The sequence below is a fragment of the Buttiauxella sp. BIGb0471 genome, assembly GCF_024807715.1.
GTDB classification, from domain to species: Bacteria; Pseudomonadota; Gammaproteobacteria; order Enterobacterales; family Enterobacteriaceae; genus Buttiauxella; species Buttiauxella agrestis.
The window spans coordinates 1,339,798-1,361,225 of sequence record NZ_JANUEU010000001.1; the positions used below are offsets into that span (position 1 = coordinate 1,339,798).

23 protein-coding genes and 1 pseudogene are annotated in these 21,428 nt (G+C 50.9%); 11 read left to right on the forward strand and 13 right to left on the reverse strand.

Annotation, left to right across the window (positions count from 1 at the left end; all coding sequences use genetic code 11):
* The first annotated feature begins 222 nt into the window (after positions 1-222).
* The gene (locus M2371_RS06230) at positions 223-1,140 is read left to right on the forward strand and encodes a bestrophin family protein (protein WP_259267208.1); all 918 of its coding nucleotides are present in this window, start codon (positions 223-225) and stop codon (positions 1,138-1,140) included.
* 154 nt (positions 1,141-1,294) lie between these two features.
* On the opposite strand, the gene M2371_RS06235 is transcribed toward M2371_RS06230, so the two are convergent.
* Both M2371_RS06235 and M2371_RS06240 read right to left on the reverse strand, forming a co-directional pair.
* Positions 1,295-1,798: a DUF1993 family protein gene (locus M2371_RS06235; protein WP_172894350.1), complete on the reverse strand. Its 504-nt coding sequence runs from the start codon at positions 1,796-1,798 to the stop codon at positions 1,295-1,297.
* Positions 1,799-1,875: 77 nt separating this feature from the next.
* The gene (locus M2371_RS06240) at positions 1,876-2,265 is read right to left on the reverse strand and encodes a rhodanese-like domain-containing protein (RefSeq protein ID WP_172894351.1); all 390 of its coding nucleotides are present in this window, start codon (positions 2,263-2,265) and stop codon (positions 1,876-1,878) included.
* Positions 2,266-2,330: 65 nt separating this feature from the next.
* On the opposite strand from M2371_RS06240, the gene ftrA reads away from it, so the two are divergent.
* On the forward strand, positions 2,331-3,359 hold the full coding sequence (ftrA, locus tag M2371_RS06245; RefSeq protein WP_259267209.1) for a transcriptional regulator FtrA: 1,029 nt from the start codon (positions 2,331-2,333) through the stop codon (positions 3,357-3,359).
* Between the two features lie 54 nt (positions 3,360-3,413).
* On the forward strand, positions 3,414-3,782 hold the full coding sequence (locus M2371_RS06250) for an RcnB family protein (protein WP_172894355.1): 369 nt from the start codon (positions 3,414-3,416) through the stop codon (positions 3,780-3,782).
* A 35-nt stretch (positions 3,783-3,817) separates the two neighbouring features.
* Here M2371_RS06250 and M2371_RS06255 read toward each other — a convergent pair whose 3' ends face one another.
* A complete protein-coding gene (locus tag M2371_RS06255) occupies positions 3,818-4,111 on the reverse strand; it encodes a hypothetical protein (RefSeq protein ID WP_172894357.1) in 294 nt (97 codons plus the stop codon).
* Positions 4,112-4,247: 136 nt separating this feature from the next.
* Here M2371_RS06255 and M2371_RS06260 point away from each other — a divergent pair, with 136 nt between their 5' ends.
* Positions 4,248-4,658, forward strand: a complete 411-nt coding sequence (locus M2371_RS06260) for a GFA family protein (protein WP_172894359.1) — start codon at positions 4,248-4,250, stop codon at positions 4,656-4,658.
* A 47-nt stretch (positions 4,659-4,705) separates the two neighbouring features.
* On the opposite strand, the gene M2371_RS06265 is transcribed toward M2371_RS06260, so the two are convergent.
* On the reverse strand, positions 4,706-5,728 hold the full coding sequence (locus M2371_RS06265; protein WP_259267210.1) for a DUF2157 domain-containing protein: 1,023 nt from the start codon (positions 5,726-5,728) through the stop codon (positions 4,706-4,708).
* Between the two features lie 119 nt (positions 5,729-5,847).
* On the opposite strand from M2371_RS06265, the gene tam reads away from it, so the two are divergent.
* The gene (gene tam / locus M2371_RS06270; protein WP_259267211.1) at positions 5,848-6,609 is read left to right on the forward strand and encodes a trans-aconitate 2-methyltransferase; all 762 of its coding nucleotides are present in this window, start codon (positions 5,848-5,850) and stop codon (positions 6,607-6,609) included.
* Here the strand turns inward: tam and M2371_RS06275 are convergent.
* The 3 genes and pseudogenes from M2371_RS06275 to M2371_RS06285 all read right to left on the reverse strand — a co-directional run bounded on the left by M2371_RS06275 (position 6,599) and on the right by M2371_RS06285 (position 8,445).
* Positions 6,599-7,372: an AraC family transcriptional regulator gene (locus tag M2371_RS06275; protein ID WP_259267212.1), complete on the reverse strand. Its 774-nt coding sequence runs from the start codon at positions 7,370-7,372 to the stop codon at positions 6,599-6,601. The genes tam and M2371_RS06275 overlap by 11 nt on opposite strands.
* Before the next feature lie 31 nt (positions 7,373-7,403).
* A pseudogene (locus M2371_RS06280) lies at positions 7,404-7,993 on the reverse strand (aldehyde dehydrogenase family protein).
* Between the two features lie 23 nt (positions 7,994-8,016).
* On the reverse strand, positions 8,017-8,445 hold the full coding sequence (locus M2371_RS06285; protein ID WP_034495154.1) for a multidrug/biocide efflux PACE transporter: 429 nt from the start codon (positions 8,443-8,445) through the stop codon (positions 8,017-8,019).
* 102 nt (positions 8,446-8,547) lie between these two features.
* Between M2371_RS06285 and M2371_RS06290 the strand changes: the two genes are divergently transcribed.
* Complete coding sequence (locus M2371_RS06290; RefSeq protein ID WP_259267213.1) at positions 8,548-9,414, forward strand: LysR family transcriptional regulator; 867 nt, start codon at positions 8,548-8,550, stop codon at positions 9,412-9,414.
* A gap of 40 nt (positions 9,415-9,454) precedes the next feature.
* On the opposite strand, the gene M2371_RS06295 is transcribed toward M2371_RS06290, so the two are convergent.
* The gene (locus tag M2371_RS06295; protein ID WP_259267214.1) at positions 9,455-11,416 is read right to left on the reverse strand and encodes a U32 family peptidase; all 1,962 of its coding nucleotides are present in this window, start codon (positions 11,414-11,416) and stop codon (positions 9,455-9,457) included.
* A gap of 245 nt (positions 11,417-11,661) precedes the next feature.
* Between M2371_RS06295 and M2371_RS06300 the strand changes: the two genes are divergently transcribed.
* Positions 11,662-13,608 (forward strand): bifunctional diguanylate cyclase/phosphodiesterase, encoded by a 1,947-nt coding sequence (locus M2371_RS06300; protein WP_259267215.1) that lies wholly within the window; start codon positions 11,662-11,664, stop codon positions 13,606-13,608.
* Between the two features lie 49 nt (positions 13,609-13,657).
* Complete coding sequence (locus M2371_RS06305; protein ID WP_310473313.1) at positions 13,658-14,827, forward strand: benzoate/H(+) symporter BenE family transporter; 1,170 nt, start codon at positions 13,658-13,660, stop codon at positions 14,825-14,827.
* On the opposite strand, the gene M2371_RS06310 is transcribed toward M2371_RS06305, so the two are convergent.
* The gene (locus M2371_RS06310; RefSeq protein WP_259267216.1) at positions 14,807-15,679 is read right to left on the reverse strand and encodes an AraC family transcriptional regulator; all 873 of its coding nucleotides are present in this window, start codon (positions 15,677-15,679) and stop codon (positions 14,807-14,809) included. The two genes, M2371_RS06305 and M2371_RS06310, sit on opposite strands and share 21 nt — an antisense overlap.
* Positions 15,680-15,857: 178 nt before the next feature.
* On the opposite strand from M2371_RS06310, the gene M2371_RS06315 reads away from it, so the two are divergent.
* The gene (locus M2371_RS06315) at positions 15,858-16,763 is read left to right on the forward strand and encodes a DMT family transporter (protein WP_259267217.1); all 906 of its coding nucleotides are present in this window, start codon (positions 15,858-15,860) and stop codon (positions 16,761-16,763) included.
* Between the two features lie 50 nt (positions 16,764-16,813).
* On the opposite strand, the gene M2371_RS06320 is transcribed toward M2371_RS06315, so the two are convergent.
* Positions 16,814-17,482: a DUF3313 domain-containing protein gene (locus tag M2371_RS06320; RefSeq protein WP_259267218.1), complete on the reverse strand. Its 669-nt coding sequence runs from the start codon at positions 17,480-17,482 to the stop codon at positions 16,814-16,816.
* A gap of 200 nt (positions 17,483-17,682) precedes the next feature.
* Between M2371_RS06320 and M2371_RS06325 the strand changes: the two genes are divergently transcribed.
* Complete coding sequence (locus M2371_RS06325; protein WP_259267219.1) at positions 17,683-18,075, forward strand: VOC family protein; 393 nt, start codon at positions 17,683-17,685, stop codon at positions 18,073-18,075.
* On the opposite strand, the gene tehB is transcribed toward M2371_RS06325, so the two are convergent.
* Positions 18,072-18,659: a tellurite resistance methyltransferase TehB gene (gene tehB / locus M2371_RS06330; RefSeq protein ID WP_404979375.1), complete on the reverse strand. Its 588-nt coding sequence runs from the start codon at positions 18,657-18,659 to the stop codon at positions 18,072-18,074. The genes M2371_RS06325 and tehB overlap by 4 nt on opposite strands.
* 1 nt (position 18,660) lies before the next feature.
* On the reverse strand, positions 18,661-19,650 hold the full coding sequence (tehA, locus tag M2371_RS06335) for a dicarboxylate transporter/tellurite-resistance protein TehA (protein WP_259267220.1): 990 nt from the start codon (positions 19,648-19,650) through the stop codon (positions 18,661-18,663).
* A gap of 112 nt (positions 19,651-19,762) precedes the next feature.
* On the opposite strand from tehA, the gene ydcK reads away from it, so the two are divergent.
* A complete protein-coding gene (ydcK, locus tag M2371_RS06340) occupies positions 19,763-20,692 on the forward strand; it encodes a YdcK family protein (RefSeq protein WP_259267221.1) in 930 nt (309 codons plus the stop codon).
* A 6-nt stretch (positions 20,693-20,698) separates the two neighbouring features.
* Here the strand turns inward: ydcK and rimL are convergent, their stop codons facing one another.
* Complete coding sequence (gene rimL, locus M2371_RS06345) at positions 20,699-21,253, reverse strand: 50S ribosomal protein L7/L12-serine acetyltransferase (protein ID WP_259267222.1); 555 nt, start codon at positions 21,251-21,253, stop codon at positions 20,699-20,701.
* Positions 21,254-21,428: the final 175 nt, after the last annotated feature.

Sequence of the window (21,428 nt, forward strand, 5' to 3'; positions counted from 1 at the left end):
CCTGGCTAATTAATTTAGTCAGGTGATAATTCATTATTTGAATATTTAGCCATCTGGACGGCTATCGTTGAATGAGAATGGCAGATGCTCACCCTGAGAACAAACGAAGATCTTTCATGGTTATTGAAAATTATTCATGTTGTTAAGACGGTGTAAATTCAAAGTTGATCTGCGTCACACTTTGCCGTTAAATATGACGTCCTGTTTTTGAGCATCCTGATTATGATTGTTCGTCCGCATCAACACTGGTTTATCCGCTTATTTGTCTGGCATGGCTCGGTTCTACAAAAAATCTACTCCCGCCTGCTACTAAACCTTGCCCTTTCGATAGGCATTATTTTCTTTCTGCCCTGGTATGAAACACTCGGCATTAAACTGACCACCGCCCCGTTCAGTATTCTCGGCGTGGCAATTGCTATATTTTTAGGTTTCAGAAACAGCGCCTGCTACGCACGTTTTAACGAAGCGCGCACGCTGTGGGGAAATCTGGCCATTACGCAGCGCTCATTCTTGCGTGAGGCGAAAAGCGTGCTGGGTGAGAATCAAAGTCAAATCAGCGCTTTGGTGAATTTGCAGACTGCGTTTTGCCATGCTTTGCGGCTAACGTTGCGTAAACGCCCGGTGGAAGAGACGCTCAAAAAATATCTGAGCGCAGAAGAATTGCAGTGGGTGGTTAAAAGCCAGGCGCCGTGCCAACGTATCTTGTTGCTGATGGGGAGCTGGCTAGGCGATAAACGCAAACAAGGGCTGATTTCCGATGTGGTGTGGAGCAGTCTGAATCATCATCTCAACGATCTTTCGGCGGTTGCCGGTGGCTGCGAGCGCATTGCGAGCACTCCCGTTCCGTTCGCCTACACACTGATTCTGCACCGCACCGTTTACCTGTTTTGCATTATGCTACCGTTTGCGCTGGTGACAGACCTGCATTACATGACGCCATTTTTGTCGGTGTTTATCTCGTATACGTTTATCTCGCTCGACACGCTGGCCGAAGAGCTGGAAGAGCCGTTTGGCACCGAAGATAACGACTTGCCGCTGGATGCGATATGCAACAGCATTGAGCGTGATTTACACGATATGGATGAAAGCGAGAAATTACCGGAGAAGTTGCGCCCGAACCGCCATTATCGGCTGAGCTAGGCGCACTGTTTATTCATTCATGTATACCCTAAATAATTCGAGTTGCAGGTAGGCGGCAAGGGAACAAATCCCCAGGAGCTTACTTGAGTAAGTGACTGGGGTTTGCGAGTGCAGCCAACACCCCTGCAGCTTGAAGTATGACGGGTAAAGTTATTTAGAAGATTGGGCCGACAAAATCGCGCTTACCCAACGGCACACCCGCCTGACGCAGGATGTCGTAAGCGGTAGTGAAGTGGAAATAGAAGTTCGGCGTAGCGAATTTGTAGACGTAGCTGCGAGCGGTGAAACGCAGTTCGTGTTCGCGAGCCATCACCACGATTGGGCGCTCATCGTCGCCGTCAAGTTGAGCATCGGTAATGCCTTTCATGAATTCAACCGTCGCCGCAATGCGTTCCTGAAGCTGGGCAATGGTGGTTTCGTTATCTTCCATCACCGGAGCGTCAACACCCGCCAGGCGTGCAACCGCACGTTTGGCCATATCGGTAGAAATTTGCACCTGGCGCACCAGCGGATACATATCTTCCGCAAGTGTTGCTGTCAGCAGGCTCTCTTCAGTTTTGCCATTCTCTTTTGCCCAGTTGGCGGCTTTATCAAGAATCGCAGATAAATTGTTTAAACCGAGAATAAACTGAGCGTTAGTTTCGCTGTAAATCGACATGGTAACTTCCTTCAGGGATGACAAAAGTGAGCCAAGATTACACTCACTTCACGCCTCGCGGATAGCAAATTCACTACTCAGGCAAAGCTAAAACCCTCATCAGCCCAACCCGTTATTCCACCAATCATAATTTTCACCGGGCGACCCAGGCGCGCCAGTTTAAGCGCTGCGCGATCGGCACCGTTGCAATGCGGCCCGGCGCAATAAACCACGAATAAGGTATCGGCAGGCCACTCGGCCATCCGTTCAGCAGACATATCACGATGGCGTAAATGCAAAGCGCCTGGAATATGGCGACGAGCGAAGGCCTCCGGGGAGCCGACCACGTGCAGCAGAACAAAATCCATATCCTGGTCTTTCATCGCGCTATGCACATCGTCGCAGTCTGTCTCGAGACACAGACGCTGGAGAAAATGAGCAGCGGCGATTTCAGGCGCAGCGGCAGGATAATCAGTGACGTAACTCATACAACCTCCTCGTGTGGGTGAAAGACCACTATAGATTGCTGCTTGCCGCTTGACGTGTGGCAGAAATGACAGATAACGTGAAGATCATGACAAACTCTCTTGCTCCACATAATCCCCTGGTTGTCGTCCTGGCGTATGACGGTCTGTGCACGTTTGAATTTGGCGTGGCTGTTGAAGTGTTTGGTCTGCCGCGCCCGGAAATGGGCAACGACTGGTATCGTTTTGCAGTCGCGGGAATCGAAGCTGGCGAGTTCCGCGCGATGGGTGGCATACGTTTAACGGTCGATGGCGGGCTTGATTTGCTGGCACAGGCGGGGACGATAGTTGTGCCGGGCTGGCGCTGCGCTGATGAGCCAGTGCCCGAACCCTTATGTGAAGCGCTGCGTGCAGCACATGCTCGCGGGGCGCGAATTATGTCGATTTGCTCCGGCGTATTTGTGTTGGCTGCTGCCGGTTTGCTGAACGGATTACAGGCTTCCACACACTGGCGTTATACCGAAAAACTGCAACAACGTTACCCCGAAATTCAGGTCATGCCGGATGTGCTCTACATCGACAACGGCTCAGTTTTGACCTCCGCGGGCAGTGCGGCGGGTATCGATTTGAGTTTGCATCTTGTGCGCCGGGATTACGGCCAGGCGGCGGCAAACAGTGTCGCACGTAGATTAGTGGTCCCGCCCCATCGCGTCGGCGGCCAGGCGCAGTTTATCGAGCAGCCGGTGCCTACGCCTTATGAAAGCAAGCGCCTCAGCCCGCTGTTTGATTATCTCCACACTCACCTTGCCGATGAGCATTGCGTGGATTCACTTGCCGCTTTTACCGGTATGAGTCCGCGCACATTTTTACGCCGCTTTAGCGCCGCAACCGGCACCACGCCCGCGCGATGGTTGCTCAATGTGCGCCTGACATGCTGCCGCGATTTGCTGGAAAGCAGCACGCTTTCGATAGATGAAATTGCCGAGCGCGTTGGCTTTGGCAGCGCCGCCACTCTTCGTCATCATTTCAGGGCAAAGCTCGACACCACACCCGCCGCTTACCGTAAAACATTTACTTCAGGTAACGAAAAAATGATTACTTCACGCGAAACAACGTGATAGAGATAACGGCATTATTTTTATAGTCAGCAGATGAATGTATCTGGAGAAGATATGCGTAAATTGAATGTTTTTGTTTTTTCAGCGGTTTTGATGGCCGGTTCTTTGCCAGTGGCGTTTACGGCTGTTGCCGCAGACGCACCTGTGACCGCGCCGGGTGCCGTCGCGACGCCTGCACCGCAAAGTTCTTCTTTTGAAATCCAGGAATTCCACGCCGATTACAAGCCATTTAAAATTGGCGACATCGTGCCGGATTTATACCGCACCAAGCCTTACCAGATTGATGCCTGGCAGATTCGCCATCTCCCGGCACCAGAAGCCGGAAGCCATTGGACATATATGGGTGGGAACTACGTGTTGATTACTGACGCGGAAGGCAAAATTTTACGTGCCATGAAAGGCGAGATTTTTTACGGCCACTAACAGAACAAACCCCGGCATTGCGCCGGGGCTTTTTTTTACGCAGCACGCATCGCTTTAATTTTTGAATACCCGTACTCAAAAATCATATCCGTGGTGCACATAAAGACAATCACATCACCCGACTCGCACTCTTCGATCGCTTCGTTTAATTCCGCATCAAAATCTTTCGACAGCTGCGGCATTAGCATCTGCATATCGCCCGGATAATCTTCGTCTTCATCGGCTGGCATATCTTCAATTTTTGAACCGCGAACCACGTAAACCAACAGATTTTTATCGTTGATGACGATGGGTGCGCGCAGGTGTTTGCCCGTAGGATGCTTGGCCATGTTTATTACCCTTTTGCTGATAGCCGAAATTTGGCGCTATCCTCGCAAAAGATGACGTGAAAATACAGCCTTGCGGTGATGACAAGCCACTAATACCCACTAAGCTGAGGAAAGAAAAACTCAGACGGAGGTCATTATGAACAAAAAGTTGTCTGCTCAATGCCATTGTGGTGCTGTCGGTTTTACCGTTGAACTGACGGACGGGTTCAACACCGCCCGCCGCTGCAACTGCTCATTTTGCCGTATGCGCGGCGCGGTTGCTGTTTCAGCACAGCTATCCGGCATCGAAGTCATTAAGGGCAAAGACAAGCTAACCGAATACCGTTTTAACACCGGTGAAGCGGTGCATTTTTTCTGTTCGGTTTGCGGGATTTACACCTTCCACCAGCGCCGCTCCAACCCGGAACAATACGGCGTTAACGTCGCCTGCATTGAAGGCGTTTCGCCTTTTGATTTCCCCAAAATTCCGGTATCGGAAGGGGCACATCATCCCAAAGATGGCGGTGGTGGCGTGGCGGGATATTTGACGTATACGGCGATTAAGTGAATCCAACGTCTAAGCATTGAGGATACCGGTTGGTATCCTCAAAATCATTAACGCCCTTCGCCCACGCGCCAAATCTTCTCCGCGTAGCGCCCGACAAGGGCCAGAGAAATCGCCAGCAGCAGGAAGAAAATCACTTTGTTGGTATCGTCCCAGAACATTTCGAAATAGCGGGTGTAGAGGTTGATACCTAAAAACGTTAAACCAAAACCACGCAACATGCCGTCGTCGGTTTTCAGGCTTATCCAGATACATGCTCCTGCCGCCAGGGCAAAAAGCAACGACCAGTGCAGCAACTCCATCTGGCGCACGCTTTGCCAGATATCGTAATCGTAGTTACCGAAGATCGACAAAATCCACAGCGCGATAAACAGGTACAGCAATCCCATCGCCTTGCTGGTGTTAAACAAATTTCGCTGCTGCAAGATGGGTTTCAGTAAATAACAAGCTGCCAGCAGTACACCACCAAATAACACAAAGCGAATCGGGTAATTCATGCCAAGCCAGTACGCGCCCCATCCTGATGCGTATCCCGTTGAGGTGCCGAAAAAGCTGCCCAGCGCCAGCAGGCAAAATAGCCAGATTAGCCCGGACCGTCCCAGGTAGCCGATTGCGCCGTAGATGGCGCAGCCGAGTAAGAACAGTGGCGCGACGTTGCCGCTGCCGGTGTCCAGCGCCATGCCGACCTGGGACAGGCTTAACGCGGTGAATAGCACGCCCATAAACAGAATCGCTTCGTTGCTGTAGCGTTTTTCAGGCGTGATTTTTTGGCGACGAAAACCCCAGAAATATAACGCGGCGGAAATGAACGCCAGAATAATGGCGCGAGTGAGGTAGCCAAAATTGAACAACAACGCCATCAAATATTCGTCGGCGACCAGGCTTCCAATAGCGATAATGGCGCAGGCCAGTGCAATCCAGAAGGCGTAACGGCTCAGGCGCTGCCAGTCAAAAAGCTGTACCGAGAGATTTTGTTGCAAGCGCTGTTGCTCGGTTTCGTCTATCACCCCTTCTTTGCGCCAGCCTTCAAGCGTATGCCGGATGACTTTTTCCTGTTTGCGTGTCACTTTCATTACGGTTTTCCTTACCTGATTTGATCGACTACGTTACAACAGTTTGGTGTAATCCAGGATATATACAATTTCCGAATTCATCACATCGCTCAATGCAATTTTAGCCTCAGGAGAAGCCCATGCGAGACTGGAACCCCGCCCTTTATTTGCAGTTTGAAGCAGAGCGCACCCGCCCGGCAGCCGAGTTAGCCGCCCGCATCCAACACCCTGCCGCGCAACACATTTCTGATTTAGGCTGCGGCCCAGGAAACAGCACAGCGTTACTGCGCAAAGCCTTCCCACATTCAAGCGTGACGGGGATCGATAACTCTCCAGCGATGCTGGACAAAGCCCACGCGGCACTACCCGATTGCCAGTTTGAAAGTGCCGACATCGCCCACTGGCAACCCGCAGTGAAACAGGATGTGATTTACGCGAATGCGTCTTTGCAATGGCTGGGGGATCATCCGTCGCTCTTTCCACATCTCGCGGCGCAATTGGCTGAAGGCGGTGTGTTAGCGGTACAAATGCCGGACAACTGGCAGGAACCGACGCACACATTAATGCGCCAGGTCGCTTTTGAATTGGGTCAGCCCGACTCGGGGCGTGAGGAATTACTCCCCGCGCAGCAGTATTACGATTTGTTGGCACAGGCGGGTTGTACGGTAGATATCTGGCGCACCACCTATTTCCACGTGATGCCGTCTGCCCAGGCCATTATTGAATGGCTCAGTTCTACCGGCCTGCGCCCTTATCTCGCGAAACTCGATGACATCCAGCAGCAGGCTTTTCTGTCCCGTTATCACTCGCTTTTGCAGCAGGCCTATCCGCCGCAACACGACGGAAATGTGCTGATGCTGTTCCCGCGCCTGTTTATTGTGGCGCGTAAAACTAAAGCGTAACGCCCATCTGGCGCAGCGTTTCCACATCCTGCAAAGGGGCTGCGCCGAAGGAACGGCGATATTCGCGATTAAACTGTGACGGCGATTCGTACCCCACAAGCCAGGCGACGTTCGCCACATCCAGGCTACCGCTCAGTAGCAATCGCCGCGCTTCGAGTAGACGGATCTGCTTTTGATACTGCAACGGACTCATCACCGTCAGTGCCTTAAAGCGGTGATGCAGGCTCGATGAACTCATCCCCACGCGTTTTGCCAGCTCATCAATTTTCAGCGGTTCGGCAAAATGGCGCTTAATCCACGCCAGCGCTTCACCGACACCTTTACCTTGCGTCCACACCAGCGTCTGTTTCCAGAATGCTGACCCGGCGGGGGCAGTCACCAGGCGCAAAAAGGACTCCTGTAACGCTTCGTCGGATTGCGTCACCCAGGCACCCGCATTGGAGGCTTCGTGCTGTTTTTCAGGCAGGGTAATTTGCAACGAGACAATAAGGTCGGCAATTTCTTTGCTGTCCAGATCGATGCGCACGCCATAGTAAGGCGCGGATTCACTGGCTTGTGTGACCTGCCCGGAAACCGGCATATCCACGGCGGCCAGCGAATAACTCCCTGGCCCATATTCCGTGACGTTGTCACCAATCAACATCTTTTTGCGCCCTTGCAACACGATGCACATCGAGGGTTGCAACATACCGCGATTTAGCACCGTCGGCTCGTCATAAACGCCATTTACGAAGACGCGCCCGGCAATCAATTGGTTCTCCACCCCGCCGTTCGCGCCGCATCTTTCCCGCTCACTAAGCCTGCAAACCGTAAATCGTATCGTTGGCCATAGCCACGGCGTCGGCATCATCTTTGTAAGTTATCACTGATAATACCGGGCCAAAAATCTCTTGTTGGACGATAGTCATTTCGTTGCGAACATTAACAAAAACAGTCGGTTTCACATAGTAACCGCGATCGAAACCCTGCGGGCGACCCACTCCACCACACAGTAATTCCGCCCCTTCTTCGATGCCTTTGCGGATGTAATCCTGCACGCGTTGATACTGCTGGGCGGTGACGGATGTCCCGATGTTTTCGCCAGGTGTCAGGTGTGAAATGTGTTTGCGCAGCTGTTCTTTTACCGCTTCGAGTCGACTTTCAGGCACCAGAGCAGCACATTGGCTGACTTCCCGCCCAACTCCAGCGTAACGCGCTTTAAGGTATCCACAGCGCCGCGAGCAATGGTTTTGCCGACCTGAGTCGAACCGGTAAACGAAATTTTAGCGATGTCCGGGTGGCGGGTAATTTCTGCCCCAACGACGTCACCGCGCCCGGTCACAATGTTAATAGTGTCACCTGGAGGCGAATTTCTCTGTAGCGCAATGCTGTCGGATGATTGCACAATCCTGCAAATATCTAATCTACTTAAGCCGAAGCGGACACCCAACGCGCACGCAAGGTGTCGTACGCCCAGTTGTAAATCACGCTATAAGGCAGGAAGAACAGGAAGAAACCAATCTCGACCATAAACGCCTGCAGCAATGAAATGTTGAGCATCCAGGCGGCCAGCGGCAAGCCAATCAAAATAAAGCCCCCTTCAAAGCCCAGCGAGTGCGCGATGCGCAGCGGCAGGCGACGCTTTTGGCCGACCGGGAAAAACTTATCAAACCCGGCGTTATAAATCATGTTCCATACCATGGCGACGGTAGACAGCATGATCGCCAGCGCGCCCATCTGGAATAAGGGTTTGTTCAGGATCCACGCCGCCAGCGGCGCACAAATCGCAATGGCGATAACTTCGAAACCCACCGCATGTACGATGCGTTCGGAAAAGGTTCTTTTTTGAGACTGCATAAAACTCACTCCAGATAAATCAAGCAATATGGCTATGCGGCGTATTATTATCGCAATTACTGATAGAATTAAGTGATTAGCCATCTAAAAAATCGATACATCATGAATTACTCCCCCGAATCCCTGGAAGCCTTTGTGCAGGCGGTAGAAACCGGTTCGTTTTCTGCGGCGGCGCGCAAACTGAAGAAAAGCCAGTCAACGATAAGCAGCGCCATTGCCAATCTGGAAGCCGATTTGGGGGTAACGCTGTTTGACCGCCAGAGCCGCCAGCCAGTTTTGACCGACCAGGGGAAACACATTTTGCCGTACATCCAGTCGATTATGGCGGCAAGCGAAAGGCTGAATGAAGTCTCAGTGCGCCTGGCGGGAAATGTCGAGCCGCGTCTGAGTTTTGTGTTGTCGGATGTGTGGCAAACTTCGCATCACGAGTCGATTCTCCAGCGGTTTTCGCAACGTTTTCCGGATATCGAATTTGAGTGTTTGATTGCTGAAGATGAAGACGTTATCGACCTGATTCAGATTGGTCGCGCCCATGTTGGCGTGCTGCGCGTGCAGCCTCGTTACCCGATTGATGTGACGGTGGCGCGTTTGCAGGTCGGGGCGGAAATGGCGATTTATATTCACCGCCAACATGAGCTAGCCCGCCTGGCTGCCGTCGAGATGGACACCTTGCAAACCGTGCGTCAGCTCAGTTTGAGCACCTTTACCGATCCGACGCGCAATAAAAGCGGCGGCCCGACGTGGTCGTCACCGTCATTGCTGATGCTGCTGGAGATGGCGGAGCAAGGTTTTGGCTGGGGAATTTTACCGCGTTGGCTGGTGGAGCAATTTGGTCACGATGTTTTGCAGGAGTTGCCCGTCGCGGGCTGGCCGCAGCGTATTGACGTAGATGTGTTGTGGTCGAACAAAACACCGCCTGGCCCCGCCGGACGGTGGATGATTGACCAGTTGCGGGCGCAGAATCCTTGAACAGGTGTCGGATGACGCTGCGCCATCCGACAATCAAAAATTACTTGCGCTTCGGCACCGTCTTCAATAATTCGTCTGGGCTAATGGACGCCACAATATCGCTGCCAGGCAACGGCATTTTCAGGATGTGATTCTTCATCTTGCCAATCACGTGCATTTCACACGGACGGCAGTCGAATTTCAGCGTTAACACTTCATCCTGATGCACCAGTTGCATCGGCGTCGCTTTCCAGCTTTTCACCGAACCTTTCGCCTGTTTCGGGCACAAGTTAAACGCAAAACGCAGGCAGTGTTTGGTGATCATCACCGGCACTTCGCCCTTCTCTTCATGCGCTTCATAAGCGGCATCAATCAGTTTCACGCCATAACGCTGATAAAATTCACGCGCTTTGTGGTTGTAGACGTTTGCCAGGAACGTGAGGTGTTCTTCCGGATAAACCGGTGCCGGCACGCTCACTGGTTTGCGGCTACCACGCTGATATTGCTCAAGACGCGCATCCGTCAGCGCATCAATCACTTCACGGCGCAGTTGGTTGAGTTGGCTGTTCGGCACAAACAATGGCGCAGGCAAATTCAGGTCAACTTTACGGGCCTGATACATCGTCTGCCCCAGTTTCGCCAGGCTATCGCGCAGGCTCGAGTAAGCTTTTTCCGGGTTGTTCGCCACTTCAAACTGCCCTTCAAGCGTTTTCGTCACGCTAACGCCGTCTTCGCACGTTGCGGTCAACACCAGTTGCTCTTCCCAGCCACCCAGTTCCAGATCGACGCGAATCCGGCGCTCACTGGAGGTTTTGGTTAACGCCTGTTGCCAGTTGTGGTCGAGGTTACGGTTCAGCGGATGGTTCGGACGCACGTTTTTCAGCGTGTCCGGCATTTCATTAGGCCAGACGCGATACTGATTTTTACCGGTTTTTTCTACGGTATTGGCGCGGAAACCGACGATATCACGCTTGATGAGGACATTCAGCCCATCGCCGTTGGTCAGCGTATCGGTGACATTCACATCCAGAAAATCTTTGCCGACTTTCAGCACTTCGCCCACTGGCAGGCCGATAAATTTCGGGGAATCAAACGCGCCGATATCAATTTTGCGCTCATTAACGAAGTAGTCGGTGCTGCCACGGTGGAAGGTTTTATCCGGCGAAGGGATAAAGAAGTGTGAGGTCACGCCGGAAGAAGCACGAACCAAATCGGTGCGCTGCTCCATCAACTCATCCAGTAGCTGGCGATAATAAGAGGTGATGTTTTTCACATAGCTCATATCTTTGTAGCGCCCTTCAATCTTGAAGGAGCGCACACCCGCATCAACCAGTGCCGCCAGGTTGGCGCTCTGGTCGTTATCTTTCATCGACAGCAGGTGTTTTTCATAAGCCACGACGCGGCCTTGATCGTCTTTAAGCGTGTACGGCAAGCGGCAAGCCTGGGAGCAATCACCACGGTTTGCGCTGCGTCCGGTCTGGGCGTGAGAAATATTACATTGCCCGGAATACGCCACGCAGAGCGCACCATGAATGAAGAACTCAATCGTCGCATCAATATTTTCATGGATTGCGCGGATTTGGTTGAGGTTCAACTCACGTGCCAAAACGATTTGCGAGAAACCCGCATCGGACAGAAATTTTGCTTTTTCTGCACTGCGAATGTCGCACTGGGTGCTGGCGTGCAGTTCAATCGGCGGCAGATCCATTTCCAGCACGCCCATATCCTGCACAATCAGCGCATCGATACCAATCTGATACAGGTCGTGAATCATGCGACGCGCGGGTTCGAGTTCGTTGTCATGCAAAATGGTGTTCAGCGTAACGAAAATCTTCGCCCCATAACGGTGAGCAAACGGCACCAGTTCTGCGAGATCCTGTAGACTGTTACCGGCATTATGGCGAGCGCCAAAACCAGGGCCACCGATGTAGACCGCATCCGCGCCATGCAAAATGGCTTCGCGGGCGATGGCGGTATCACGGGCGGGGCTGAGTAATTCAAGATGATTGGCGTGCAGGCGCATAGTCGGTCTGTTTTCTGTGTTATGGGTGAAAGGCGGCTATTGTAGTCAGATTGGACGCGTAAGCATATACCCAAACGTCGCCAAAACTGCCCTGCCGCTACGCTTGCACGGGGTTCGCTGATAATCCATCTTCTCTGTAGCGCGGTTTTTAATTATAATTACATCCTAAATAATTACATGATGTAATCACATAAGCGTTCTTGATGTTGAGCACCTTTTGAATGACTCAGTTAAGATGATCGGAAATGACAAAAAATCTAGAACACTCAAAGCTTTACCAATCCGAAGGCGTAAGATTGTTATACAGCAACTCATTACCGGGCATTCTGATTACTTTTGTTGCTTCCAGTGCTCTTGCCTTTACATTTATTGATGAGAAGAATTTTAACTGCAAATTAGCCTGGTGGGTGGTGATGACTTTAATCCTCGCCATCCGGGTTTTTGATACGCGTATGTGGTTAAAAAGTAGAGTAGAAACTAAAACGAGCAAGAGTTGGTTACTGCGTTTTTCCTGCGGTTGTTTATTGAGTGCGGCAATGTGGAGTTTGTATGCCGTTATCTTCTACCCGCATTTTTCTATTGAAGAATTAAGCACCACTAATGTGATTCTTGCCGCCATGGCTGGCGGAGCAACCAGTATACTTTCCGGAAATCTGCTGCTCGCCTCGTTCTACAACATTATTATCCTGATGCCCATGTCGATATTGCTGCTGATGCAACCGGAGCAATATAAAATTAATCTCGGCGGCCTCGGCGTGTGTTTTACCCTCATCATGATTGTCTCTTCCGCCCGCTCGTCTAAATATATTAAAGAAGCCATTTTATTGCGCTACCGAAACAAAAACCTGGTGGCCCGGATGGAAGAAACCATTAGGGTTCGAACGCGGGAAGTCTACGAAATATCCAATAAAGACTCACTCACCGGGTTGTACAACCGCAGCGCATTTTTATTAGCCGCACAGGTGGTTGAACAAGAGTTTAAAAACCAGAAAAACGCCGGCTTCGCCATTTTCTTTATCGACCTCGATGGTTTTAAAAATATTAACGATACGCTGGGCCACAATGTGGGCGACCGGGTATTAGTCGCCTTAAGCGACAGGTTGAAAACATTTATTGATAGCGAAAATTTAATCTGTCGCTGGGGAGGCGACGAATTTATCCTGCTGGTTAAAGATAAATCCCCAGATGCCATCAGCGATCTGGCTGAAAAAATCGTCACCAGCCTTTCACGCCCTATCCGCGTCGATGAACAAAACGTCACGCTGAATGCCACTATCGGTATTTCTGTGTGCCCGGAACATGAAAGCTCCATCACGCGGCTTATTCAGCTGGCAGATATCGCCATGTATTCGCAAAAAGGCAAATATCCCGAACGCGTGGCTTTCTATAATCTCGGCCTCGAGCGCGATTTACACCGTAAAATTATGCTAAATGAGGCGCTCAAAGGCGCCCTCGACCGCCATGAATTTCGCCTGGTGTATCAGCCGATTGTCGATACCAGAGGCCAGGTGGTCAGTTTTGAAGCCCTGATGCGCTGGCGTTATCAGGAGCAGGAAATCTCTCCCGTCGAGTTCATTCCTTTAATGGAACAAAGCGGGCGCATTGTTCAGACCGGGCACTGGGTATTAGAAGAAGCCTGTAAAACGCTGGCACAAATGAATAAACGCAATGCAGGAATTTGCATGTGCGTGAATATTTCGCTGATTCAATTCTACGACAAAGGATTTGTGAATAACGTCAACCGACTGATTGAACGCTACGCGATACCCGGCCATCTGCTGCATCTGGAAGTGACGGAATCTATATTTCAGTCCGATCAAATGATGATCAACCAGAAAGTAAACCAGTTGCAGCAGCGCGGCGTGAAATTCTCGGTGGATGATTTCGGCACCGGTTATTCCAGCCTGTCGGTTATCCAGAATATGAATATTGATTACATCAAAATCGACCGTTCATTTGTTCAGAATATCGAGCTGAAGGGCCTTTCGATTGTCCAGGCCATGATGAATATTTCCCGCAGCCTCAACTTTAGCGTGATTGCTGAAGGTGTTGAGACCGGGAAACAGCGCCAACTGCTCGAAGAGTGCGGTATTCCCTTTATGCAGGGCTATTATTTTTCACGACCGCTCGAACGCCAGAATGCGCTGGTTTATCTCGAGAATGCTCTGCATCCTGTTGTTAACGGTTTGTAAATCTATAGCCGGGTAATGCTATAGTTTCGCCGTCAACAATAAGGAACACATGATGCGCTTAATTTCGATTCCGTTACCGACGGTATTGGCAGGATTTGTCGCGGTATTAGTGGGTTACGCCAGTTCAGCGGCGATTATCTGGCAGGCAGCCGAAGCAGCGGGTGCCAACACTATGCAGATCGCAGGCTGGCTGACGATGCTGGGTATCGCCATGGGAATCAGCACCTTAGCGCTAACACTCTGGTATCGCACCCCGATTCTTACCGCCTGGTCAACGCCCGGTGCGGCACTGCTGGCCACCAGCCTGCCGGGGCATTCGCTGAATGAAGCCATTGGCGTGTTTATTTTCGCCTCATTTCTGATTCTGATTTGTGGTGCAACGGGTTTGTTCGCCCGCCTGATGCGCCTGATCCCCGCCACGCTTTCTGCCGCCATGCTGGCCGGTATTTTACTGCGCTTCGGTCTGGATGCTTTTACCTCGTTACAGGGGAATTTTTTGTTGTGCGCCAGCATGTTGCTTGGCTGGCTGCTGGCGAAAACCTGGGCGCCGCGATATGCGGTGGTAGTGGCGATGGTCGTCGGCCTGGCGGTTTGCCTGCTGAGTGGGAATCTGCAAAGCACCAATATGCCTGTTGCTATTGTGATGCCTGAATTTACCGCTCCGCACTTCTCGCTTTCCAGCCTGCTGGGTATTGGCATCCCCTTTTTCCTGGTGACGATGGCCTCACAAAATGCGCCCGGTGTCGCCACGTTAAAAGCGTCGGGTTATAACGTTCCGGTTTCACCCTTAATGGTTGTCACTGCCGCGATTGCCTTGCTGCTGGCGCCGTTTGGGGTATTTTCAATTTGTATCGCTGCGATCACCGCCGCAATTTGCCAGGGTTCGGAAGCCCATCCTGATCCTTCAAAGCGCTGGCTGGCTGCCGCAGCTGCCGGAGTATTTTATTTGCTGGCGGGGGTTTTTGGCGGCTCGATCACCACTCTTCTGACGGCATTGCCCGTCGCCTATATTCATACGCTGGCAGGCCTGGCATTATTGAGCACTATCGCCGGAAGTTTGTATCAGGCGCTAAATCATGAACGAGAGCGCGACGCGGCGATAGTCACGTTTCTGGTCACCGCTTCGGGTGTGAGTTTGCTGGGGATTGGCTCTGCATTTTGGGGACTGGTCGCGGGTGGAGTTTGCTACGCGTTATTCTCATTTATTCGTCGACCGTAACTGCGAGGGCGTAACGCCGACTGTCGTTTTAAAACGGTTACTAAAATGGCTTGCGGAGCTAAACCCGCAGGCCATCGCGATATCCGTCAGTGACAGCGAACTGTTCTTTACCAGCGTTTGTGCCCGTGACATTCGGCGATGCATCACATATTGATGGGGCGCGAGTTGGGTAGATTGTTTAAACATGCGCGCAAAATGAAACTCGCTTAACCCCGCTTCCTTCGCCAGTTCGCTCAACGTTAATGGCTCGCTAAGATGCTGCTCGATGTACGCCTGAATATTACGCAACACCGCAGGCGCAAGCCCGCCGCGCACATCCGGCAAACGCCACTGCACATTGCTGTAATTCTGCACCATATGAGTCAGCAATAAGGTTGATGCGGTGCTTAACATCAAGTGATTCGCCTGCTGTTGCCAGTCACTGCTTAACAGAAAATGGCGATAAAGCTGGGTAATACGCGGATCTTCGCTGAAGATTTTCTCATCAAGGGATATCGCCGCCGGGCTGCGATCCCAAATCTGCTCGGCAATATTGCGCAAGTGATCATCTGTGCAATACAGGTGCACAAACGAAAAATGGTTGCGGATATCCCAGGTGGTTTCGCTGTCTTCTGGCATCAGGCAAAAACGATCTGGGCCACCGCCATTCTTCCAGCCTGAAGAGGTTTTCTGATAGGTTTCATAGCCTTCATTCACATACATACTTAATGTGTGATGGTTGCTGCATTGCGTTACGCGATCGAGGCTATTTGACCAGGCCGACAGTTGAATGCCAGAACCTAGCTGCACGTTATCTTCCAGCACGGCGTTGTGCTGGCGAAGATTTTCAAATGCGTGATACGGCTGGGTCATGGTTGGCTACCGTCAGAATTCAGGAATAATAGTTTAAGTAGTGTGGGTGCCTGTTACCAGCCTTTAACAAATTACCGGGTAAATAAAACCGCAAGAATATGCAAGTCGCGCAAACCGATGAAAGCGCACGCCGTCCCACTCATAGATACTCCCGCTATCCGTTCTGGGAGACAACAAGATGAATGCTTTACTTTATATTTCGGTGGTGGTGATTTGGGGCACGACCTGGCTTGCGATTTACATGCAGCAGGGTGTGGTGTCGGTGCCGGTTTCAATTTTCTGGCGTTTTGCGGTAGCCGCTGTCGTCATGCTGGTGGTGCTTTTGGCGTTAGGGCGTTTGCGCCGTATCAGCCTGCGTGACCATCTGTTTTGTATGCTGCAAGGCGGCTGCGTTTTCGGCTTTAACTTCTTCTGTTTTTATCACGCGGCGGCGTACATCAGCTCAGGTCTTGAGTCGGTCATCTTTTCTATGTCCGTATTATTTAACGCTGTAAACAGCATGATTTTCTTCCGCCAGCGCCCGAGCAAAAATTTGCTGCCCGCTGCGGTACTCGGTATTGCGGGTGTGATCGCCCTCTTCTGGCATGATTTGGTCGCCACTCAGATGGCACCGACTTTATTAATGGGCATTGGCTTAAGCGCGCTGGGCACCTTTGGCTTTTCCATCGGTAATATGATCAGCACTCGCCACCAAAGACGCGGGCTTGAAACGCTTTCCACCAATACCTACGCCATGTTTTACGGCACCATTATTATGGGCGTGCTGGCTTTGGTTCGTGGGGATTCGTTTATGCCGGAGTTCACGCTGCGTTATCTCGGCTCGCTGTTCTACCTGGCTATTTTCGGCTCGGTCATTGCCTTTGGGGCGTACTTCACGCTGGTCGGGCGCATCGGGGCAAGTCAAGCCGCTTACAGCACATTGCTGTTCCCACTAGTGGCACTGAGCCTGTCGACGATTTATGAAGGTTATGTCTGGCACAGCAATGCGGTTATTGGTCTGTGTATGATTTTGCTCGGTAATCTGGTGATGTTCTCAAAACCGGGGATGTTTACCACCCTGCCGTGGCGTAAACGCGCTGCATAAATTGACAAAAAAGGGAGCCAGGCTCCCTTTGTGATTTCACGATATCTTCACTATTTCTGTTCGGTATCAAACACCGTCGCATCGGTCGCGAGATCGTCAACCACTTGCTTGAGCGTATCAATCGTCATTGGCGTGTTTTCATTGCTCAGGTCTTTACCCTCGCCTTTACGCACAACGCGCATCACCGTTTTATTGGTCGCCGCATCAATCAACTCCGCCTCAAAATAGAGGTGGGTATCCATGGTACGGTGCCCGGTGGCGACTTGCGTTCCCGCTACGACCAGTGCGATAGGCACCACTTCGTAGAATTGCAGACCTTCTTTAGTACAATCTACTGCGGTAATTGCACCACGGAAAATCAGGCTATGTGGGCCTGCTTTTGTCACCAGTGGCTTGCGTGCTGCTGCTGCGGCTTTAAGCTGGGTGTTGGTGTAGTTTAATAAACCATCCAGAACTTTTTGCCCCACCTGAGTATTTGGTTTTGGCTCCGGATAATAAGTCACTGAATTAAAAACAAGGCTGTCATAATTACTGCCTTTGAAAGCAGGATCAATCCAACGCAAGATATCTTTACCCGAGTTAGATTTAGTTTCCTGCAAGCCGGAATAATCCTTTAAAAAGCCCGAATACTTTTCAGGCGCCGGTAAAGAAGAAGCACAACCTGCTAGCGCTAAAACTCCCGCCAGACAAGCTGCTTTAAAACAAAATGAAGTGCGCATTATTACTATGACTCCCTGTAGATTGCATGTAAGCGTGCGCGTTATAACAATAAACCCTGTGGAAAAATGAGGTTAAAATGCTACTTATCCAAAATTCGGATATTAGATGTGTATTTTGTTTCAATGAATAATCAACAAGTCATTAACCATTTACTGAGAGATGAATTAATATTAAGTATGGCTACACATCGGAGACAAACATGACACCTCATCTGCGGATTGCTCGACCCGTAACGAATCTTGCTCAAAGCAAAGAGATGTACTGCCTGGGTTTGGGTTTAAAAGAACTCGGGGAATTTAGTGAACATGACGGCTTTAGCGGCGTGATGCTTGGCCTGGAGGATGCAAGCTGGCACCTGGAGTTCACGGTTTGCCATCGCCACCCTGTGGAACCAGCCGCCACGGCGGATGACTTATTGGTGCTTTATTATCCAGAGAAAAACCAATGGCAAAAGACCTGCCAGAAAATGCTTGACGCAGGTTTTTTGACCATAAATAGTTTTAATCCGTACTGGGATGTCGCCGGACGCACATTTATAGATAACGACGGTTATCGCATTGTGTTACAAAATCGCGCCTGGCCACCCGCTTAAATTTTACGCGCCAGCATTGTGGCGAAGCGTAATTTAATCCGGTTCCCTTGCTCATCGGTTTTATGCAATTGGCCGATATCTTCGTTGTATTTAATTAATTCCCATCCAGCATAATAGTTGCGCAATTCGCCTTCAGTAAAAGCAAATGGAAATCCGACATTACAAGGGAAATCTTCGGTGTCCATGGCGGCGACAATCAGATTGTATCCGCCCAATTTGGTGCAGCGCTGCATATTTTCAATCAGCCCTGGAATGGATTTGCGCTCCAGAAACATCATTACAACTGTTGAAAGAATAAAATCATATTCACCATCGAAATGTATTGAATTCAGATCGACAATATCAGTGATGATATTTTTCAGCCCTTCAGCTTCGATTATTTTATTCAGATTGCTGATGCTCATCGGGTTTTTATCCCACGCCGTCACATCAAACCCTTTCTGATTCAAGTACAGGCTGTTGCGCCCACTCCCGCAGCCAAGATCTAACGTTTTACCCGGCGGGACAATCGTTGCGGCATTGACCACATCAGAATGGGTCGCCGTTAAGCCATATTTCTCGGTGTAATAATTTTCAGAAAGCATCTTAATTTGTCCTTTTTGCAGGCCGTTCGACTCGCAACAGCAACTTCCTCTGATAGAGCAGGATCACCGTGCGCACAAGCAGCAGGCCAATAATGAAATTAGTGAAGATAAACAGCGGCACCGCGAGTGCGGTAAAAAGCCCGTCATTGCTGGCATGGCTGAGATGCAGCGCAGTGCCAGCAAGGGCTGAAATACCAAATGAGAAGCTCCAGAACGACGCATTAAACGGCTGCTTCAAATACCAGGGCATCAGGCGAAACATAAACAACAGCTGCAACAAGCCATAGCCGAACAGCATTTTGGCAAAGAAATCAGGCTGCCCGCCGTTGACACTAAGATACGCATTACACGCGACCAGTGCGGGCGCAAGCTGAATGCCCAGCGCGGTACGCGCGGGCGGCGGTAATTCTCCGGCGCTGCGCAAACGATGCAATATTGCCGGTTCGAGACTCAACCACGAGAACACGCCCGCGCCGAAAAACAGAATCCCGAGGTCGTGATATCCCAACGCCCCGCACGCCATCGCACTGATAAAGTTATTGGCCACCGTCGGCAAATATAAACCGGGAGTGGTGTCGGCGTGCGGATGGCTGCCGCGCCATAAACCGGCACTCTGCCAGGCGGCGTAAATCAATTGAACCACCGCACCAAAGGCAAACATCCCCACGGCTAACGGGCGAAAATAAGGTGCAATGGCAATCGAAACCAGCAGGGTCGTGGCCGGAAACAGGCTGATAAAACTGCCCTTTTGCGGATGGCGAATTTCATCAATAACCGTTTGCGGGTATTTCAGCGCACGCACAACAAAAGCCAGCGCCAGAGCAACCCAGATGGCAATCGCCAGACTCTCAAATGCCTCACCGATGCGCGGAGATACCGACCAAATCGTGGCCGCATAACGCCACGCAAAACCCATCCCAATGGTCCCAAGCACCATCCCAAAATACCCTGCAGGGAGATTGAGCATGGTGCGCGTTACTGATTTATTCATTTCGTTTAAATTATAAAATGTATTTTAGATGCATTTTATTCGAATGCGCCACAGAACGCTACCTGGGGATTAATCTGCTACGGTTTAAGAGGGAAAACTCTGGGATACAGCGATGAAAAAGTATCAATTAACGGGCGATTCGCGACTTCACGACTACCTGGTCGACGGCAAAAAACAACAGGTCAAACTCTGGCAAGTGGTGGCGCTCTGCGATTTCAGCGACGTTAAAGCCGGGCAATCTGGCGGCTGGATTGAATGCGAAGACAATCTCAGCCAGCATGGAAACTGTTGGATTTATGGCAGTGACAGCGTGGTGTATGGCGGCTCCAGCGTGAGTGATGATGCGCAAATTCACGGGGAATCGACGCTTTGCCACCAGGCACATATCAGTGGGAAAAGCGTGGTGAAAGAATCGCTGGTTAGCGGTGAATGCCGTATTTTTGATGCCGCGCGTATTCTGAATGGCAGCCAGATCATTGCCGTGCGTGGCCTAACTGCCGACAACGACCAGGTGCTGCAAATTTATGGCAACGCCACGGTAAATGCATCCCGCGTCGTTCACCAGGCCCAGATATTTGGCAACGCCAGGGTGAATAACGCTTTTATTGAGCACCGCGCCGAAGTTTTCGGACAGGCCATTCTTGAAGGCAACGACGAAAACAATATTTGGGTTTGCGACTGCGCTCGCGTTTTTGATAACGCGCGGATTATTGCCGGACGCGGTGACGATCAAATTCCCACCATTCGCTACTCTTCCCAGGTGTACGGCAACGCACTCATCGAAGGCGACTGCGTGCTTAAACACCAGGTGCATATTTTCGATGACGCCACGCTTATCGGCGGCCCTATCCAGCTCGATAACCAGGTGCAAATTTACGGCCAGGCACGGATCACCGGCAACGTGCTGATAGAGAATAATGTGCAGATCTACGATAAGGCGGCAGTTGATGGACTCGATGGCGAGCTGATTCACATTCGCGGTATTAAGGATATTAGTGGCGAACAACGGGTAACGCGCTCGCCGTTTTACGGGGTGTTTTGATTGCGGCTACTCGATTATCCGCCCATATATATTTTGATCGTGAAATTCGCCATTAAGAAACTCGGCTTGCTTCAGTCGCCCCTCAAGCGTAAAGCCATTACGCTGCGCGACCCGATTGCTGGCCGTGTTGCTTACAATACATTTGATAACAAAACGGCGTACCAGACCTTCACGAGCATATTTCTGCATCACCGCTTCTAACGCCCGGGATACTATTCCCTGCCCAAGAACATTCTCATCCAACCAGTAACCGATATACGCCGTCTTATTGGTTGGCTCAATTTGGTTAAATGAAATCACTCCCATGATTTTCTCATCGCGCATTATCAGAAACATTTTTGCGTAACCGCGATGATGCAAAATGTAATTGCCCTGCGCGTTCTTACGTGAATCCTCAACGGATACGACAAACTGCGGCCAGTCCATCGCCGTCTGTAACCAGGCTTTATTCTTTTGCACCACGGCAAAAAGTTCATCCGCGTAACGTTCGTGGATGGAATGCAGCGCCAGACTGTCATCCACTTTAATCACTTCATCCTGCCAGTTATCTGAATCCCGCACCCATTTGCTCCTCTGTTCTCCCGCCTGACAACATTTTCACCATGGAAAATAATGGTGCAGAAAATCACATTGCACCACTGATGCCCCCCACCATCGCGCAACCTTTGCCGCGCGCGTTCAGCCATGCGGCTTCGCGGTCTGGTACGGATATTGCTTAACATCTTTGTAACCCAAA

Coding starts and splice junctions, on each gene's coding strand:
- M2371_RS06260 (WP_172894359.1), top strand. CDS start 4,248: ATGAACAAAAAGTTGTCTGCTCAATGCCATTGTGGTGCTGTCGGTTTT.
- ydcK (WP_259267221.1), top strand. CDS start 19,763: ATGAAAAAGTATCAATTAACGGGCGATTCGCGACTTCACGACTACCTG.
- M2371_RS06315 (WP_259267217.1), top strand. CDS start 15,858: ATGAATGCTTTACTTTATATTTCGGTGGTGGTGATTTGGGGCACGACC.
- tehA (WP_259267220.1), bottom strand. CDS start 19,650: ATGAATAAATCAGTAACGCGCACCATGCTCAATCTCCCTGCAGGGTAT.
- M2371_RS06290 (WP_259267213.1), top strand. CDS start 8,548: ATGAATTACTCCCCCGAATCCCTGGAAGCCTTTGTGCAGGCGGTAGAA.
- M2371_RS06325 (WP_259267219.1), top strand. CDS start 17,683: ATGACACCTCATCTGCGGATTGCTCGACCCGTAACGAATCTTGCTCAA.
- M2371_RS06230 (WP_259267208.1), top strand. CDS start 223: ATGATTGTTCGTCCGCATCAACACTGGTTTATCCGCTTATTTGTCTGG.
- M2371_RS06265 (WP_259267210.1), bottom strand. CDS start 5,728: ATGAAAGTGACACGCAAACAGGAAAAAGTCATCCGGCATACGCTTGAA.
- M2371_RS06320 (WP_259267218.1), bottom strand. CDS start 17,482: ATGCGCACTTCATTTTGTTTTAAAGCAGCTTGTCTGGCGGGAGTTTTA.
- ftrA (WP_259267209.1), top strand. CDS start 2,331: ATGACAGATAACGTGAAGATCATGACAAACTCTCTTGCTCCACATAAT.
- tam (WP_259267211.1), top strand. CDS start 5,848: ATGCGAGACTGGAACCCCGCCCTTTATTTGCAGTTTGAAGCAGAGCGC.
- M2371_RS06255 (WP_172894357.1), bottom strand. CDS start 4,111: ATGGCCAAGCATCCTACGGGCAAACACCTGCGCGCACCCATCGTCATC.
- tehB (WP_404979375.1), bottom strand. CDS start 18,659: ATGCTTTCTGAAAATTATTACACCGAGAAATATGGCTTAACGGCGACC.
- M2371_RS06310 (WP_259267216.1), bottom strand. CDS start 15,679: ATGACCCAGCCGTATCACGCATTTGAAAATCTTCGCCAGCACAACGCC.
- M2371_RS06235 (WP_172894350.1), bottom strand. CDS start 1,798: ATGTCGATTTACAGCGAAACTAACGCTCAGTTTATTCTCGGTTTAAAC.
- M2371_RS06240 (WP_172894351.1), bottom strand. CDS start 2,265: ATGAGTTACGTCACTGATTATCCTGCCGCTGCGCCTGAAATCGCCGCT.
- M2371_RS06300 (WP_259267215.1), top strand. CDS start 11,662: ATGACAAAAAATCTAGAACACTCAAAGCTTTACCAATCCGAAGGCGTA.
- M2371_RS06295 (WP_259267214.1), bottom strand. CDS start 11,416: ATGCGCCTGCACGCCAATCATCTTGAATTACTCAGCCCCGCCCGTGAT.
- M2371_RS06305 (WP_310473313.1), top strand. CDS start 13,658: ATGATGCGCTTAATTTCGATTCCGTTACCGACGGTATTGGCAGGATTT.
- M2371_RS06285 (WP_034495154.1), bottom strand. CDS start 8,445: ATGCAGTCTCAAAAAAGAACCTTTTCCGAACGCATCGTACATGCGGTG.
- M2371_RS06250 (WP_172894355.1), top strand. CDS start 3,414: ATGCGTAAATTGAATGTTTTTGTTTTTTCAGCGGTTTTGATGGCCGGT.